The sequence below is a fragment of the Wohlfahrtiimonas chitiniclastica DSM 18708 genome, assembly GCF_000375345.1.
In the GTDB taxonomy this organism is placed as follows: Bacteria; Pseudomonadota; Gammaproteobacteria; order Cardiobacteriales; family Wohlfahrtiimonadaceae; genus Wohlfahrtiimonas; species Wohlfahrtiimonas chitiniclastica.
Genome location: NZ_AQXD01000004.1, coordinates 126705 through 143940, shown reverse-complemented (window position 1 = coordinate 143940; position 17236 = coordinate 126705). Strand labels below are relative to the sequence as shown.

Annotated in this window: 17 protein-coding genes; 15 read left to right on the top strand and 2 right to left on the bottom strand. The window is 44.8% G+C overall.

Annotation, left to right across the window (positions count from 1 at the left end; all coding sequences use genetic code 11):
- The first annotated feature begins 2 nt into the window (after positions 1–2).
- The 7 genes from sufB (at position 3) to B143_RS09900 (ending at position 7322) form a co-directional block, all read left to right on the top strand.
- Positions 3–1451: a Fe-S cluster assembly protein SufB gene (gene sufB / locus B143_RS0108740; RefSeq protein WP_018122973.1), complete on the top strand. Its 1449-nt coding sequence runs from the start codon at positions 3–5 to the stop codon at positions 1449–1451.
- 22 nt (positions 1452–1473) lie between these two features.
- The gene (gene sufC / locus B143_RS0108735; RefSeq protein WP_008315961.1) at positions 1474–2241 is read left to right on the top strand and encodes a Fe-S cluster assembly ATPase SufC; all 768 of its coding nucleotides are present in this window, start codon (positions 1474–1476) and stop codon (positions 2239–2241) included.
- Between the two features lie 11 nt (positions 2242–2252).
- On the top strand, positions 2253–3344 hold the full coding sequence (locus tag B143_RS0108730; RefSeq protein WP_018122972.1) for a SufB/SufD family protein: 1092 nt from the start codon (positions 2253–2255) through the stop codon (positions 3342–3344).
- Between the two features lie 13 nt (positions 3345–3357).
- Entirely contained in the window at positions 3358–4575 is a 1218-nt protein-coding gene (locus B143_RS0108725) for an aminotransferase class V-fold PLP-dependent enzyme (protein ID WP_008315963.1), read from the top strand.
- Between the two features lie 174 nt (positions 4576–4749).
- Positions 4750–5691 (top strand): DMT family transporter, encoded by a 942-nt coding sequence (locus B143_RS0108720; RefSeq protein ID WP_018122971.1) that lies wholly within the window; start codon positions 4750–4752, stop codon positions 5689–5691.
- Between the two features lie 44 nt (positions 5692–5735).
- A complete protein-coding gene (locus B143_RS0108715) occupies positions 5736–6587 on the top strand; it encodes a DMT family transporter (RefSeq protein ID WP_018122970.1) in 852 nt (283 codons plus the stop codon).
- Positions 6588–6710: 123 nt separating this feature from the next.
- Entirely contained in the window at positions 6711–7322 is a 612-nt protein-coding gene (locus tag B143_RS09900; RefSeq protein WP_081601023.1) for an outer membrane protein, read from the top strand.
- A 38-nt stretch (positions 7323–7360) separates the two neighbouring features.
- Here B143_RS09900 and B143_RS0108705 read toward each other — a convergent pair whose 3' ends face one another.
- Positions 7361–8050, bottom strand: coding sequence for a DUF421 domain-containing protein (locus B143_RS0108705; RefSeq protein WP_018122968.1), 690 nt, complete (start codon positions 8048–8050; stop codon positions 7361–7363).
- An 8-nt stretch (positions 8051–8058) separates the two neighbouring features.
- Positions 8059–11022, bottom strand: coding sequence for an SEL1-like repeat protein (locus B143_RS0108700; protein ID WP_038196353.1), 2964 nt, complete (start codon positions 11020–11022; stop codon positions 8059–8061).
- Between the two features lie 162 nt (positions 11023–11184).
- On the opposite strand from B143_RS0108700, the gene B143_RS0108695 reads away from it, so the two are divergent.
- The 8 genes from B143_RS0108695 (at position 11185) to lolD (ending at position 17228) form a co-directional block, all read left to right on the top strand.
- Positions 11185–11616: a rhodanese-like domain-containing protein gene (locus tag B143_RS0108695; RefSeq protein WP_008315972.1), complete on the top strand. Its 432-nt coding sequence runs from the start codon at positions 11185–11187 to the stop codon at positions 11614–11616.
- Between the two features lie 10 nt (positions 11617–11626).
- Complete coding sequence (grxC, locus tag B143_RS0108690; RefSeq protein WP_018122966.1) at positions 11627–11878, top strand: glutaredoxin 3; 252 nt, start codon at positions 11627–11629, stop codon at positions 11876–11878.
- 25 nt (positions 11879–11903) lie between these two features.
- The gene (secB, locus tag B143_RS0108685; RefSeq protein WP_018122965.1) at positions 11904–12371 is read left to right on the top strand and encodes a protein-export chaperone SecB; all 468 of its coding nucleotides are present in this window, start codon (positions 11904–11906) and stop codon (positions 12369–12371) included.
- A 63-nt stretch (positions 12372–12434) separates the two neighbouring features.
- Positions 12435–13466: a DNA polymerase III subunit delta gene (holA, locus tag B143_RS0108680; RefSeq protein WP_008315975.1), complete on the top strand. Its 1032-nt coding sequence runs from the start codon at positions 12435–12437 to the stop codon at positions 13464–13466.
- The gene (gene scpB, locus B143_RS0108675) at positions 13463–14041 is read left to right on the top strand and encodes an SMC-Scp complex subunit ScpB (protein WP_008315976.1); all 579 of its coding nucleotides are present in this window, start codon (positions 13463–13465) and stop codon (positions 14039–14041) included. Before holA ends, scpB begins: the two co-directional genes overlap by 4 nt.
- Positions 14038–15306 (top strand): lipoprotein-releasing ABC transporter permease subunit, encoded by a 1269-nt coding sequence (locus B143_RS0108670; RefSeq protein WP_248647523.1) that lies wholly within the window; start codon positions 14038–14040, stop codon positions 15304–15306. The genes scpB and B143_RS0108670 overlap by 4 nt, the downstream gene beginning before the upstream one ends.
- Entirely contained in the window at positions 15299–16552 is a 1254-nt protein-coding gene (locus B143_RS0108665) for a lipoprotein-releasing ABC transporter permease subunit (RefSeq protein ID WP_018122963.1), read from the top strand. Before B143_RS0108670 ends, B143_RS0108665 begins: the two co-directional genes overlap by 8 nt.
- Positions 16545–17228, top strand: coding sequence for a lipoprotein-releasing ABC transporter ATP-binding protein LolD (gene lolD, locus B143_RS0108660; RefSeq protein ID WP_018122962.1), 684 nt, complete (start codon positions 16545–16547; stop codon positions 17226–17228). Before B143_RS0108665 ends, lolD begins: the two co-directional genes overlap by 8 nt.
- Positions 17229–17236 lie beyond the last annotated feature (8 nt).

Sequence of the window (17236 nt, the reverse complement as noted above, 5' to 3'; positions counted from 1 at the left end):
TTATGGAACAAATTCACAAATTAACTGAGGAAGAGTACGCGTACGGATTCGTCACAGAAATCCCTCAGGAAACCTTGCCACCGGGTTTAGATGAAGATGTGATTCGTAAAATTTCAGCAATGAAAAAAGAACCACAATGGTTGTTAGATTATCGCTTAAAAGCGTATGCAGCATGGCTTGAGATGGAAATGCCAGATTGGGCGCATCTAAACATTGCTCCAATTGATTACCAAGCGATCTCTTACTATTCTGCACCAAAATCTTTATCTGAGTTAAAAGAAGAAGCACCGAAAAGTTTAGATGAAGTCGATCCTGAATTATTACGCACTTATGAACGCCTAGGCATTCCATTAGAAGAGCAAGAAGTGTTAGCAGGTGTTGCCGTCGATGCAGTATTTGACTCTGTATCTGTGGCCACAAGCTATAAAGGCAAATTGCTTGAGCAAGGCATCATCTTCTGTTCATTCAGTGAAGCGGTACAAGAATACCCTGAACTTGTGAAACAATATTTAGGCACTGTGGTTTCTTATAAAGATAACTTCTTTGCTGCGTTAAATGCTGCGGTGTTCACAGATGGTTCATTTGTTTACATTCCTAAAGGCGTGCGCTGCCCGATGGAATTGTCCACATATTTTCGCATCAATGCGGCAAACACCGGACAATTTGAACGCACATTAATTATTGCAGATGATCAAAGCTATGTCTCTTATTTAGAAGGCTGTACAGCACCTCAGCGCGATGAAAACCAATTGCATGCGGCGGTTGTTGAGCTCATTGCCCTTGAAGAAGCCAACATCAAATATTCCACGGTCCAAAACTGGTACCCTGGCGATAAAAATGGTTTAGGCGGCATCTACAACTTTGTGACCAAGCGCGGTTTATGCCAAGGCAGAAAATCAAAAATCTCTTGGACACAAGTGGAAACGGGTTCTTCCATCACATGGAAATACCCAAGCTGTATCTTAAAAGGTGATGAGTCTGTCGGTGAGTTCTATTCTGTGGCCGTTGCCCGTGATTGCCAACAAGCCGATACGGGCACAAAGATGATCCACATTGGTAAAAACACACGTTCTACCATCATTTCTAAAGGGATCTCTGCCGGCACTGCACAAAATATCTACCGTGGCCAAGTGCGCATCAATCCGGGTGCAACCGGTTCGCATAACTATTCACAATGTGACTCCATGTTAATGGGTGATCGTTGTGGCGCGCACACCTTCCCTTATATTGATGTGCGTAACTCACAATCTAAAGTTGAGCATGAAGCCTCCACCTCGAAAATCTCTGAAGAGCAGTTGTTTTACTGTCAGCAAAGAGGTTTGTCGCAGGAAGATGCCATCAGCTTGATTGTGAATGGCTTCTGTAAAGAAATTTTCCAAGAGTTGCCGATGGAGTTTGCCGTAGAAGCACAAAAACTCATCGAGCTTAAACTCGAAGGCAGCGTTGGTTAAATCGTTATTGGGAAACAAAGCAATGTTAGAAATTAAAAATTTAAAAGTAGCTGTTGAAGATCACATCATTTTAAAAGGCGTGAGCTTAACTGTTAAAACGGGCGAAATCCACGCCATCATGGGGCCAAATGGTTCTGGTAAAAGTACATTATCGAACATCATCGCAGGGAAAGATGGCTATGACATCTTAGAAGGCGAAATCTGGTTAAATGGCGAAAACATCTTAGAATTAGATCCTGAAGAGCGCGCGCACAAAGGTCTATTTTTAGGCTTCCAGCACCCGGCTGAATTGCCTGGCGTGAACAACATGTACTTTTTGAAAAGTGCTGTAAACAGCATTCGTAAAGCACGTGGCCAAGAAGAAATGGACGCATTAGAATTCTATGAATTCTTACAAGATCGCATGAAAAAGGTCAAAATGGACCCTGCGTTCTTAAAGCGCTTTGTGAATGAAGGCTTCTCTGGCGGTGAGAAAAAACGCAACGAAATCCTACAAATGCTCGTGCTTGAACCGAGCATGATCGTGTTAGATGAAACGGATTCAGGCTTAGACATCGATGCCCTTAAAGTGATTTCTGATGGCATCAACACACTTCGCGATGATCAACGTTCATTCTTGCTCATCACACACTATCAACGTTTATTGAACTATGTTTCACCGGATGTTGTTCACGTGTTAGTCGATGGTGAAATTGTGGCCACAGGTGATAAATCCTTAGCCCTTGAGTTAGAAAAAAATGGTTACATCTCTTACCGCGGTGATAATGCAGGCGGTTCTCGTAAAGAATAAAGGAATTGAACATGCTTCAAACATTAACGGATAATCTCCGCTTAGAACGCTGGAGAGAGACGCCTTTAAAACGAGTTTTATCGACCGAATGGCAAGGCGCGGTGGCAGCTTACCCACAATTGATGCCAGCGGATCACACAATGCCTGAAAAATGCTTTGTGCTTACCGTCGTCAATGGTGAAGTGAACCCACAATGGTTCAACGAAAACTTAGTGCCAGAAGGCGTATTGATCACCCTTGAAAAGGGTAAGATTCAATTAAAAGTGATTCCAAATACGGACATTGCGACACCTTTTGTCATCTACAACTACACGGTCTCTGAAGAAGGTGCACGCACCGCTGATCTAGACATTTCTGTAGAAGTTGGCGATGAATCTAAACTCACGGTTTTATTTGTCGAAGCGGGTAAAGGTCAATATTTATCCAGCCCGAAAGTGGCGGCTAAAGTTGGGCAAGCCGCAACGCTTAACTGGTTGAAAATGAGCTTAAACCCTGAGATGGTCTCAAGTTTTTATGCGTTTGAATGCGATCAAGCGGCAGAAAGCGCCACAAGCATTCTGCATTATCAAGCAGGCGGCGATGTGGTTCGCTCTGACATCACGGTGCATTTAAAAGGTGAAATGTCTCACTCAAATTTCATTGCCCTCAACTTAGGCAGTGGCAAGCAATCGCTTGAAAACGTGATGACACTTCACCATGAAGTGCCACATTGTACAAGTGAGCAAAGCATCAAAAACCTATTGGCGGACAATGCCAATGCCCTTTTTGATGGCATGATCAATGTGCATCAAGATGCGCAAAAAACCGATGCCAATCAGCTCACACGCTCCATTTTATTGAGCGATAAAGCCCGTGCAATGACCATTCCACGCTTAGAAATCTATGCCGATGACGTACGCTGTACACATGGTGCAACGGTTGGTTTCTTAGAGCCTGAGTCACTCTTTTATCTTCGCTCACGCGGGATTGAGTTACAAGAAGCGCAAGCGATGTTATTGCTCTCTTATGCCGCAGAATTCCTAGGCATGATCGAGCATGAAACCGTCAAAGAGTGGATGCACAAACAATTGGAAAATGATTTAACATCAGTTCGCCCTGCATAATCGAGGATTTTTTATGTCAAAGATCGACACAATTCGCCAAGCCTTTCCGATTTTATCGGAAAAAGTTCACGATAAACCTGTGGTATTTTTAGATACGGGCGCGTCCGCGCAAAAGCCGACGTGTGTCATCGAAGCAGAAAAAAATGTCTATGAGAAGTATTACGCCAACATTCATCGTGGCGTGTACTTCTTCAGTCAGGAATCCACCGAGCGTTATGAAAATGTGCGTAAAGTGGTGTGCAACTTAATCGGCAGCCATGATCCGCGTGAAATCATCTTCACCAAAGGCACCACTGAAAGCATCAACTTAGTGGCGCACAGTTTAGGTGGTTTGTTGCTTAAAGAAGGTGATCAGGTGATGATCACTGAAATGGAGCACCATGCGAATATCGTGCCTTGGCAGATGATTTGTCAGCTTAAAGGTGCCCATTTGTTGGTGGTGCCTGTGCTCGATGATGGCAGTTTAGACATGGCATTTTTGGATGCAAACTTAACCGAACGCGTTAAGATTGTGGCCGTCACACAAATTTCCAACGTGCTTGGCACCATCAATGACATTGCCACCATCACACAAAAAGCCCATGCTGTGGGTGCAAAAATTTTGGTGGATGGTGCCCAAGGCATCGTGCATGAGCCCTTGAATGTGTCGCAATTAGATGTGGATTTTTACGTCTTTTCTGCCCACAAACTCTATGGCCCAACGGGCGTTGGCGTGGTGTATGGTAAAAAAGATCTCCTCAATGCCATGCCGCCTTATCAAACAGGTGGCGACATGATTGATGAAGTGACATTTGAAAAAACCACATTTGCGCCATTGCCCAATAAGTTTGAAGCCGGTACGCCAAACATTGCAGGTGTGATTGCCTTTGAAGCGGCGATTAAATTTGTCCAAGAGATTGGGTTTGATTACATCGCTGCCCATGAAAAAGAGCTGCTTGATTATGCCACTGCAGAATTGTCAAAAATTCCTGAAGTGCGCATCATCGGTACTGCGCCGAATAAAGTCGGCGTGATCTCTTTTGTGGTCAAAGGCGTGCATCCTCATGACATTGGCACGATGCTTGATCACTTTGGCGTTGCGGTTCGCGTGGGTCATCACTGCGCTCAACCCATCATGCGCCGCTTTGGTGTGCCTGCAACGGCGCGCATGTCCTTTGGCATGTACAACACCAAAGAAGAAGTGGATCAATTGATCGATGGCTTAAAGAAAATCATTGAGATGTTCAGCTAAATTCAATTTTCCTGAGAGATATAAAAACCCCAATCATTGATTGGGGTTTTGTTTTATCAAACCTTGTGACGAAATCTGCATAGAACATTTCTCAGAACCTCATTCAAAAGATTCCTACTGACCGCCTTAAGTTTCGCTCGTATAATGAAGCACCCTATTTTTCGAGCACCCGTCATGAGCACTCCCATCAAAAGCGCTAAGCTTGGTTTTTTCCTATCCTTATTCACCGCGTTCATTTGGGGCAATGTGCCGATCGCCATCAAAGAGATCATGCAATCACTCGATGCACCGACTTTGGTTTGGTATCGTTTTGTGATCTCGCTGGCCATTTTATGGCCAATCCTTGCCATCAAAAAATCGCTGCCCATTCAAACGATCGCGAAAAACCCAAAATCTCTCTTGTTATTATCTGTGCTGACCCTTGGCATCATCGGTAACTTTGTTTTATTCAGCGCATCCCTCAGTTATACCACGCCAACGGTGTCACAAATCGTGATGCAATTATCGAGCGTTGGACTACTTTTTGCGGGCGTGATTTTCTTTAAAGAGCGCCTCTCCATTGTGCAAATGATTGGCGTGAGCATCCTTATTTCAGGATTATTGCTCTTTTTTAACCGCAATTTGCTCGAAATGATCTCATCTTTCAATGCTTATGCTTTTGGCGTGATATTGGCGGCTTTGTCCGCATTTTCATGGGTGTTATTTGCCATGGCACAAAAAGTTGCCCTCAAACAGTTTAACTCCCTACAAATCCTCTTCATCCTCAATGCGCTTGGCATCCTGTTCTTAATGCCCTTTGCCGATTTTTCCGCCATTTTTAATCTCTCCACATTGCAACTTTGTTTGCTGCTCTATTGCGGACTCAATACAGTGCTCGGTTATGGCGCTTTAGCTGAAGCGATGCGCTATTGGGATGTGTCAAAAGTGAGCACCATCATCACCTTAACACCGCTCTTCACGCTATGTTTTTCTGAGCTTTTTGCCACTTTATGGCCCCATATTTTTGCGCACCCCAATTTAAATCTCTTGGGTTACATTGGCGTTTTCGTGGTGGTTTTTGGGGCGATGTTTATGGTCATTGGCGAGTCGATGCTTAAAGTGCTCAAGCGCGTTTGATTTTGGGTCTATACTGAAAAACTTTTCCACCGTTAGGATCAATCATGAATCAAAAAGTGCTCGTTGGCATCCTGTTTGTGGTGCTCTCACAATTGGCCTTTGCACTGATGGACAGTTCCATCAAGTGGCTGGGCAGCGAGTTATCCACCGCCACCATCGTCTTTTTCCGTAACCTTGTCACACTTCTTTGGGTGGCGCCCGCTTTTTGGCTCACCGGTGAAGTGAAAAACTCATTCAAGCGATTGACGCTTCATGCCATTCGCTCCCTTTCTGGGCAAATTGGCATGATTTTAATTTTCACCTCTTTAGCGGTTTTGCCACTCTCAGATGCCACAGTATTGCGCTCATTGACGCCGCTTTTTGTACCATTATTGGCAGCGATTTGGCTCAAAGAAAAACTCACATGGGTCTTAATTCCAAGCTTTATTTTGGCAATGATCGGCTCATGGATGCTTGCAAGCACTGATAAACCACAATTTTCCCTCCTCTCTTTTATCCCCATCATTGCGGGCATTTTTGTGGCCCTTGCCATGGTGGCCATCAAGCGTGTGAGCAAAGTGGCAGGCAGCTCAGAGATTGTCTTTTATTTCTCTTTCACCGGCTGCATCTCTGCCATGATTTTTGCAGCATTCACAGAATTTAATTTACCCACGGATTTACGCATTTGGGGCATCATTGTGCTGATGGGATTTTTTGGCTCGCTTGGGCAAGTGTGGGTGACAAAGGCCAATCAAATGACGGATGCATCCCTTTTAGCGCCATTTTATTATCTCAATGCGGTCTTTGGCGCGATGCTCTCCCACTTCTTTTGGCATGAACGATTGGGCATTTGGGGTTGGATGGGTGCTGTTTTGATTATTAGTGGTGGTTTGTTATTGGTCTTTAAGCGAAAATGATCATCTTTTCATCGCGATATCATTGATGACATGAGGTAAATTTACCCTTTTTCCATAAATATTTTTTATGAGATCTAAAAAATTCTAAATATTTCAGTGGCTGCTCATTCAACTTGAGCAGCCATTTTTTCTGGCCTTAAAAAACACAATGCCAATCATATTGATGGTGAAGATGCTGCAGACAATGAATCATTCAGCAAAGGCAGCAAAAACAAAAGCGTTTTTGCAGGTGGCGTTGCCTTTGGTTACAACTTCTCTCAAGCCTTTGGCTTACCGATTCGTGCTGAATTAGATTTCACCGCACGCGGCAAAGCAAAAGCGAATGAAACATTCAATATTCCTGGTGAACCTGCAACCGTCAACAGCTCTAATCAATTGAACATCAACACTGTGATGGCCAATGTTTACTATGATTTTACGAATGAATCTGCATTCACGCCTTATGTGTCTGCTGGTATTGGTTATGCAAATGTGAAGCAAACCGTTAAATTAAATCTTAATGACGCGGGTGATGTTTTCAATGCCTCTCAATCTCACCGCTCTAACAACTTTGCATGGAGCGTTGGTGCTGGTGTTCAATACGCATTGAATGCTGATTTAGCATTAGATTTAAGCTACCGTTATGTGGATGCAGGGAAATCTAAAGTTTCCTTCCGTGAAGACAACAGCACCACAACCTTTAAAACACGTGCAAAATCTCATGACATCATGCTTGGCATCACTTACAACTTCTAATTGAATCACCATAAAAAAGCACCCATTGGGTGCTTTTTTTATTTCAAATCCACAGACTTTGCAGTAATGCCAGAAGAATTGCCTTCATTGTCCACCACAAAAAATCCGCGGTTAGGTGTCCATTCCACGCAGTATAAATCCTCAATATTGGCATAGCCTAATTTCAACATTTCCTGTTTAAGCCAGGTGCTTGAGCGCTGCGCATCTTTCAAATTATCTTCTAAAATGCTGCCTTGATTGATGAGTAAAAAACCTAAACATGCTTCTGTTTTCAAAAATACAGTAAACTGCCCATCGGTTTCTAAGCGCACATCATCCACATCTAATAGGCTAAAAATCCGCTGCTCTCGAAGCTTAGCCGTCAATTGCTCGGCATTGATTTTATTTTGCTTCATCGCTTTGACATCAAGCTTGCCATCTTTCACCAAAAACACCACGCGACCATAAAACAGATCACTGAAAAAGCGGATTTTCGTAAGTTGATGAATCCCAAGGTTGATGATTGTCCACACCACAATGCCAAACACCATGTGCCACACAGACAATGCAGGCGCATAAATCGTACCCCCCACAATGGCGCCAATGACAAAAGAGTTCACCACATCTGTGGGCGTCATTTGGGACATTTGGGATTTACCCGAAATCCGCAAAAAGATCAAAACGCACAGCATGCCCACCACCAATTTAATGACCATGGAACTTTGCATGTGTAAACTCAAGTCAAACATAATGCTCCTTAGAATTCTGATGGCGCTTTTGCTTTGGCCAACTGTTGTGCGCGTGCATCTAATACCTCAATCACCGCTGGCGTTAAATGACTCGCTAAATCATCTGCAAACCAATGTCCTGCCACTTTCGCATACAGATAAGCACTCGCATAATCTTCCTCTTTGGCATACATTTGCGCCAATTGTGCCGCAGCGTAGCTATTGCCCTCAATGGATAAACGCTTTAACCATGCGCGCGCAAAGGCATCTTCTCGATGAAGGCGTAACAATGACTCTACAATATTGTCCGATAAATACAATGCCTGTGAATCAATGATGGCACTAAACACTGCATTCATCAATGCGGTTGCCTGCTGCTCATCACGCGCTAAGGTTTGATCCCCTTGCCAATAAAGTTCAGCCAACTTAATGCCATAGATTAAATCGCCGCCTTGATATGCTTTGTCATAATAGCGTGCAGCCTTGTTAAAGTGACTGGCATGCTCATCGGTATCGGTGGCATGAAACTCTCCAAGCTTCGGATACAATGATTGCTGTGTCGCTAATGGCAATGTGTCGAGCAGTGCTTCTGCTCGCTCATCTTGATGCATCAACAGATAAAAATCCACCAAAGCTTCATTGGCCGCCTCAAGCTTTTGTGCAGCAAAGGTCAATAAATCTTCAATGCCCGTTTGCTCAGCCTCATTGACCAATGGATACATTGTGCGCATGATTTTAAGCTGTGCCAACTTTAACGCCGCCTCGTGATTGCCAGCATCCACCGCAGCTTCTAACCATTTTAATTGTAAATAAGGCGCATAATCCTCATAACCATAATAATCCGCCAAACTCAGCATCGCATCACCATTACCAGCCGCTGCCGCTTGATTGAGTAATGCCAACCCTTTTTTGACATCATCTGGGCGACTCTTAAAGGGTTCAGTGGTGACATAGTATTGCCCTAACGCTGCCTTTGCTGCATCATCACCTTGTTCGGCAGGCACAAAATAACGCTTATAATCGGCCATGATCGCTTGTGCTTCTTCATCAGGTTCATTGAGCTTTTGATACAGCGCCACCGCTTTAGACCAATCATGGGGTTCAATCTCGCCATAATAGTAAGCATAGGCCAATGTTTGCAGTGCCCATTGATTGTTTTGGGCACTGAGTTCTTCAAGGAGCGCCCAATATTTTGCCTCATCTTTTCGGATGCCAGAGCCAAATTGATACGCTTTTGCCAATGTTTCTAAATCTTGCTGCTTGAGGGCTTCATCATAGGCTTCAAGCTCCTCAATATAATAGCGGCTTTGATCCGCATCGAGCGCTTGCCAATCTTGCATCCATGCCACCACATCTTCCCGCGTAATGGTAGGATCAATGTTTTGTACATATCGCTGATACAACTCATAATACGCAGCCTCTTGCCCTGCTTTGGCACGCTTTAAATGATGTTGCGTGGCGCGCTGTAAGTTTTCGGGAATTTGCGAGCGATCAAGCGCATCTACCAATAAGTACCCTGCGGTCTCTTTCGTCTGTGCCCAAGGCTCAAGCATGGCAATGGCTTGATCAAATCGCCCTTGGCGCTGATAAATGCTTGCCATAAATTCTGCATCTTCCCAATCAGCTTTCGCGGCAATGGCGCGATGCTTAAAATATGCGGCTTCATTTTTGGCATGCTGAAAGTTCCTGGCAGTGTCCTCAGATGGCGCATCAATTTTGCCATACCAAACCACAGCTTCATCATAATTCATTTCATTGACATAAAAATAGGCCACCGCTTCATAAGCGGCTTCTGTCTGTAAAAGCTCTGCGCGTGCTTTCAGCCATTTGAGTTCATTGTCTGCATCATTTTGATCATGATAATGCTCAATCAACTTTGCCATTGCGCGCTCATCATTCGCTTTTGCAAACGCAAGCATGCGGGCAAAGCCCTCTTTTTCATACACACGGTTGCCAAGTTGCCACAGCGCTTCATAAAAGCAATGATCGGGATCATTTGCTTCGCAGCCCTCTTTTAACACTGCTCGCGCATCAAAACTATTGCGATGATCTGAATAAACGGCTTGATCATACAGCCATGCCGCAATTTCCGGATATTCAGTGCGTAATGGCAATAAAATCTCCGTCACTGCTTGGCGATTTTCTGGCAAGGCCATTGCAGCAATCACCTGCTGAATGCCTTCTATTCGCTGCGCTTTATCCGTGGATTGCAGTAATAATTGACCGAGTGGCAAGCGTGCTCGCCCATCAAATGAGCGCTGATAATAATCTTTTGCTTGCGTCAGATCCACAGCCGTGCCAATGCCATGCTGATAATCATCCCCCAGTTCATAAAAGCTTTCGGCATCATTAAAATTGTTGGCAACGATCTCTAGATAATATTGATGGGCTTTTCTAGGATTTTTTTGAACGCCCTGCCCGCCATATTTAAGAAGATGCGCGCTGCTGAGCTTAGCATAATAGGTGCTCGATTCACTGGTATTGAGGGCAATGACCCGTTCATATTGCGTCAAAGCTTGCTGATCTAAGCCGCGCTCTGCAAAAAAGCGCGCAGCAAATAACAAGACATCGATGTCCGTATCCGTCAATTGTGTGGCTTTTTGATAATAGGACAGTAAATTAGGATCATTCGGTGATGAGATGCGCAGCAATTCAGCGAGTTCATAATATGCACGATAATCTTTAGGATGTTCTGTGATCGCGCGCTCATACCAATATTGTGCCATCATTAGGTCGGACTCAATGTCCTGATCAAAATCACCAAAATGATAAATGCGCGCAGCCTTTAACATAGACTTTAAATGGCCATTGTCCGCACGGCGCAATGTTTTTTCCATGGATGCATCCTCTAAAATTAACGCAGAAATGGCAAGGCTTGATGCATGTAAAAGCGTGGGCACCGAACCGTGATCGGCCACTGCTAGATTAAGCGTCATATAAGGGACGCTCAAAAGCGAACACAATGCGGCATACTGCGTCATCGAACGGATCATAAATCAAAGCCTTAAAGTTTCATAAAAAATAGCTGCCATTGTGGCACATTTTGCGCAAATTGAAATCGCGCGCTTTGCGATTTATTCTCACTCTTTTATAAAGTTTACTGATAGAATAAGGCGTTTATAACTTTTGTATGATCTTAAGGATATCTCACCATTATGACTTTTTTGGAATTCTTTCGTGCTGAATTGATATGGTTTGCAGGCTTAACCATCGTATTTGTCCTGATCATTTTAAATGAATTAAAATCAATCAAAACCAAAGCATTTTTGATCTCTTCTGTGAAAGCGTTACAATTGTCTAATGACGATCAAGCGGTATTTGTAGACATCCGTGATGCTGATGCCTATAAAAGAGCCCACATTCCAAGCGCAGTACACATGCCAGTGGACCAATTATCCACAAAAGTCACCACCAGCAGCGCATTGAAAAATAAAGTGATCGTTTTATATTGTGACTCTGCATCTGCCTCAACGGCGGCTGTGGAAAAATTACGTAAAGAGCATCCTGATGTGAGCCTCTTTTCACTTCAAGGCGGTATCAATGCTTGGACACAAGCAAATTTACCTGTTGAATCATCTAAAAAATAGGAGTTGAACAATGTCAGTTGAAATGTATTACATGCCTTCTTGCCCATATTGCAAACGCGCATTAGATTTATTAAAAAGCAAAGGCGCGGACGTGACCATCTATAATGTGAATCAAGACGCTAAATTGTGGGAAGAGAGCAAATCTCGCTCAGGCCGTGACACTGTGCCACAAATCTTCATCAATGATCAACACATTGGCGGTTGTGATGACCTTGTTGCCTTAAATGCCAAAGGCGGCTTAGATCCACTCTTAGCAAAATAATTAACCACTTTATAAAGGAAAACGTATGTCTGAGAATGCAGCAAACGCAGCAGCGAACGAAGGTCCGATCTTTAACGTTCATAAGTTATACAATAAAAACATCTCTGTTGAAGTGCCAAATGCACCTGCGTGTTTTAAAAATGAAACCGCACCAGAGATCTCTGTGCAGTTAGCAAACTTAGCCACACAAATCGATGATGGTTTGACAGAAGTTGCCTTACGTTTAACCATGACTGCTAAAGTCGGCGATGATGTATTGTACTTAGTGGAAATCGAGCAAGCAGGCGTATTCACCATTGAAGGCTTTAGCGATGAACAACGCAGCCACATGGAAGGCGCATTTTGCCCGAACATTTTGTTCCCATACGCGCGTGAAACATTAGATTCTATGGTGTTAAAAGCAGGCTTCCCGCCATTAACGTTAGCCCCTGTGAACTTTGATTTGCTCTACGCACAACGTTTAGAACAGATGCAAGCTGAAGGGAATGCATAATCCATCATGCATTCACAAAAACCCTCTTTTTGAGGGTTTTTCTTTATTTGAGAATGAAAAATTATGCGGATTGCTCAGGACTTCGTTACCAAAGAATTACCCAAAATCATTCGCCTGCCCTATTGTCTCATCACAGGCGATGAACCAGCGTTGATGCTCAACACAGAGCAGACCATCAAAAATGCCATCATGAATTTAGGGCGCTATGAGCGTGAAGTGTTTGATGTGGACAATAAATTTGATTGGTCGCACATTTTAACCACCGGCCAAAGTTTATCCCTTTTTTCGACAGAAAAACTCATCCAATTGCGCTTTACCCAAAAGCCCGATGCCAAAACTTTCAAGCAGCTTTATGAGTGTTTAGATCAAACCCATTCGGATCTTTTTTACCTCATCACCATGCCAAAGCTTGATCGCAATGCCCAAAAAAATAAAACGGTGCAAATGGTGGAGCGCAACGGTTGCTTGATCACCGTCTTTCCACCTGATCACACAAAATTGCCGCAATGGATCAAAGAGCGCGCCCGCCAATTGCAAGTGAATTTACTGCCTGAATCGGTGGCGTTCATCAGTGCGCACAATGAAGGCAACTTTTTAGCCATTGAACAATTGCTAACGCAGTTGCAATTTTTATATGGCAATGCGCCGATTTCCCATGAGATGATCATTGAGCTTAGTAGCGAGAACTCAAACTTTGTGGCATTTGATCTAAGCTCTGCCCTACTGACGGCGGACATTGCCCGCATTTACCGAATTTTGCAAGGTTTACGCTCAGAGGGTGATGCGCCCATTTTAGTCAATTGGGTGCTGCATAAAGAGATCAACCTCATCCATCGCATGCAAAGCAAAATGGCACAAGGCGCCACAATGGAGATGGCGCTCAATGACGTTTGGGGCAGCCAAAAAGCTATGTATCGCCAAGCCCTCAATCGTTTAAGTCCACAGCGCATCCGCCATTTAACCCGCATGGTGGTTCAAATTGATTTGGCCACAAAAGGTCAATTGAACGAAAATCCTTGGAATGCCATCATGCGCACCGCCTTTGCCTTCGCTGGCAAACGTCTTCTTCCGTTAAGTGCAGAGATCAATCTATGAATGCATTACCGCCATTAAATGTACTGCTTGAGGCCATTTTAAGCGCCGCTCGCACCCCGTTAAAAATCACCGACATGCAAGCCCTGTTTGAGCTGCATGAACAGCCAAGCACAGAAGCCATTAAAGAAGCCCTCACGGCGTTGAAATACCAATTAGAAGGGCGTGGCGTTGAACTTGTGGAGGTGGCCTCAGGCTATCGCATTCAAGTGCCGCAACAATTCTCCCCGTGGGTTTCGCGCTTGTTTGATGAAAAGCCACAGCGCTATAGCCGCGCGCTCCTTGAAACCTTAGCCTTAATTGCCTACCGCCAACCGATTAGCCGAGGGGACATTGAAGAGATTCGCGGTGTTGCCGTCAGCAGCAACATCATCAAAACATTGCTTGAGCGTGAATGGATTAAAGTGCTTGGTCAGCGTGAAGTGCCCGGGCGCCCAAATCTATACGGCACCACCAAACAATTTTTGGATGATTTTAACCTCAAGCAACTGAGTGAACTTCCGCCCCTCATTGAGCTTGAGAAATTAGAATCCACCGTTGAACACATGGCGTTATCACTCGATACAGAGGAGGCATGATGTTTCGCCCCTTGTCGCTCTACATTGGCCTGCGCTACACGCGGGCTCAACGCAAAAAAAATTTCATCTCATTCATCTCGTTCATCTCAATAGGTGGCATTGCCTTAGGCATGATGACCATGATTGTGGTGCTCTCGGTGATGAATGGTTTTCAAAATGAGGTCAAAGCGCGCAATTTAGCCATGGCTTATGACATTGCCATCACGGATCACAATCCACAAGGCTTTGTGAAAGATTGGGAAAATGTGTATGACGCCGTGCGCCATGAACCAAATGTGATTGCCGGTGCGCCCTTTAATAATGGTGAAGGATTGTTAGCTGCGAACGGTCAATTTGCCCCCATCAAAATCCAAGGGGTTGATCCGCTTTATGAAGAGGAAGTCTCCACCATCAGCGATAAAATCACCGCAGATTTCATCACAGCCAGTGACTTCTCCATTTTACAGCCCGGTGAATTTGGCATCATTTTAGGCACAGATTTAGCGCTCTCTCTTGGCGCCAGTGTTGGCGATCACGTGACGTTGATCACACCAAAAATCCAAGTGACCGCAGCAGGTGCCATTCCACGTATGAAACGCTTAAAAGTGGTGGGCATTTTTCGCTTAGGGCAATATGAATATGATGCCACGATGGGCATCATGCATGCATCAGACAGCGGACGCATTTATCAAATCCCGAAAAACAGCGTCTCAGGCGTGCGCCTTAAACTCACTGATCCGATGATTGCGCGAGAAACCGCAGAGCGCTTACAGCAAAAACTGGGCGATGATTATCGCGTCAGCACGTGGATTGATGAGTTCAAAACCCTATTTAAAATGATCGAAATTGAAAAACTCACCATGTTCACCATCATGAGCCTCATTGTGGCGGTGGCTGTTTTTAATGTGGTCTCCACACTTGTCATGGTGGTGACAGAAAAACGCCCTGAAATTGCCATTTTACGCACCCTTGGCATGTCACCGATGCAAATCATGGTGATCTTTATGGTGCAAGGCACGTTCATTGGCTTTTTTGGTGCATTGATTGGCATGGGGCTTGGCTTATTGATTGCGTTCAATGTGAATCACATCGTCAGCGCTGTGGAATCCTTTTTTGGCAGCAATGTGGGCGAAGCATTTTATGTGCTTGAGATTCCATCTGAGGTGGTGTGGAGTGACATTTACATTGTGGCAGGCATTGCCTTTGGGCTCGCAAGTTTAGCAACCCTTTATCCGGCATGGAAAGCTGCCCAAACTCAACCGGCGGAGGCTCTGCGTTATGATTAAGCTTTTTAAACCGTTAAGCCTTGCCATTGGGTTGCGCTACACCGGCGCAAAACGCAAAAATAACTTCATCTCTTTCATCTCCCTTGTCTCTATTGGCGGCATTGCTCTTGGGCTCACGGCCATTATTGTGGTGCTCTCCGTCATGAATGGCTTTCAACAAGGCATTCAAGAGGTGAGCGCGTCGATGGCGTATGATCTTAAAATCGTCAAACGGGCAGAAAGCGGTTATTTTGATGATTGGGAAACACTGTATCAAACCGCCGCCCTTGATGAAAATGTGCTGGCAGGCGCGCCGTTTACCAATGGTGAAGGGCTCATGAATGCCAATGGTTTGATGCGACCTGTGCGCATTGAAGGCGTGAATCCCACATATCAATCTGAGGTTTCTGACATCTTGCCAAACTTTGATGCCTTAAATGGTGACAGCGCCAATGTGATCCTAGGCAAAGATTTGGCGGAACTGTTAGATGCGCACATTGGCGAGCAAGTGATGTTGATCACGCCTGAAGTCTCTCCCCATTCAGAAACCGTGATCCCGCGCACCAAAGCCTTTACGGTGGTGGATATTTTCAGCGTGGGCATGTATGAATATGATGCCAATATGGCGATCATTCACATTGATGATGCCAATCAGATCTTTAAAATCCCCAGCGATGAAGTCCAAGGCATCCGTTTAAAACTGAAAGACCCAAGCATCGCGCGGCCAACGGCATTGAACCTTGTGGATCAATTTGCAGACAATGACATCCTCATCTACAGCTGGGTGGATCAATTTGCCACCCTGGCCAAAATGATCGACACAGAAAAACGCACCATTTTTGTCATCATGAGTTTGATCATTGCGGTGGCAGTGTTTAATGTGGTGTCAACATTAGTGATGGTGGTCAATGATAAGCGCTCAGAAATTGCCATTTTAAGAACCTTAGGACTTGCGCCACGCTCGATCCTTGCCATTTTTATGGTGCAAGGGATTGTGATTGGTTTTTGGGGCGTTTTACTTGGCACCAGTTTAGGTTTACTCATCACATACAATGTCAATCGTTTGATCGGTTGGCTGGAATCCTTCTTAGGTTACACCGTATTTGAGCCGAGCGTTTATCCACTTTCCCACATTCCCACTGTGATCAATGTGGGCGACATTGCATTGATCGCATTGATCGCATTTTTATTGGCCAGTTTAGCCACCCTCTATCCTGCATGGAGCGCCGCTAAAACTCAACCTGCTGAGGCATTACGTTATGAGTGATCCGATTTTAGAGGCCAAAAACTTGGCCAAATCCTACATTGACCATAAAAATGAGGTCAAAATTTTTGATGCCCTGAATTTTACCTTAGCACCCAAAGATCGCGTGGCAATTGTTGGGGCATCAGGTTCTGGGAAAAGTACCTTGCTGCATGTGTTATCTGGGCTCGATCAACCAACATCCGGTGAAGTGTGGCTCAATGGTCATTGCTTAAGTCAAGGCTCAGAAAAAGCCCGCGGCGTTTGGCGCAACCGTTATTTAGGCTTCATTTATCAATTTCATCATCTATTGCCTGAATTTACAGCGGTGGATAATGTTGCCATCCCCTGCATCATTGGCGGCATGAGTGTCAAAGAAGCCACAGAACGCGCGCAAGCGATGCTCAATCGCGTGGGATTGTCTCACCGCTTGTCACATAAGCCCTCTGCCCTATCGGGCGGTGAACGCCAACGTGTGGCGATTGCACGCGCATTGGTCACAGAACCTCTAGCGGTCTTAGCCGATGAACCCACTGGCAATCTTGACAGTGACAATGCGCACGCGGTGTTTGATTTAATGTGCGAGATCAATCAGGAGATCGGCACCGCCCTTGTGGTGGTGACACATGATTTAACCCTTGCCCATAAAATGGATCATCGTTTTCGTTTAGCGAATCATCAACTCATTCAAGAACAATAAATAACAGG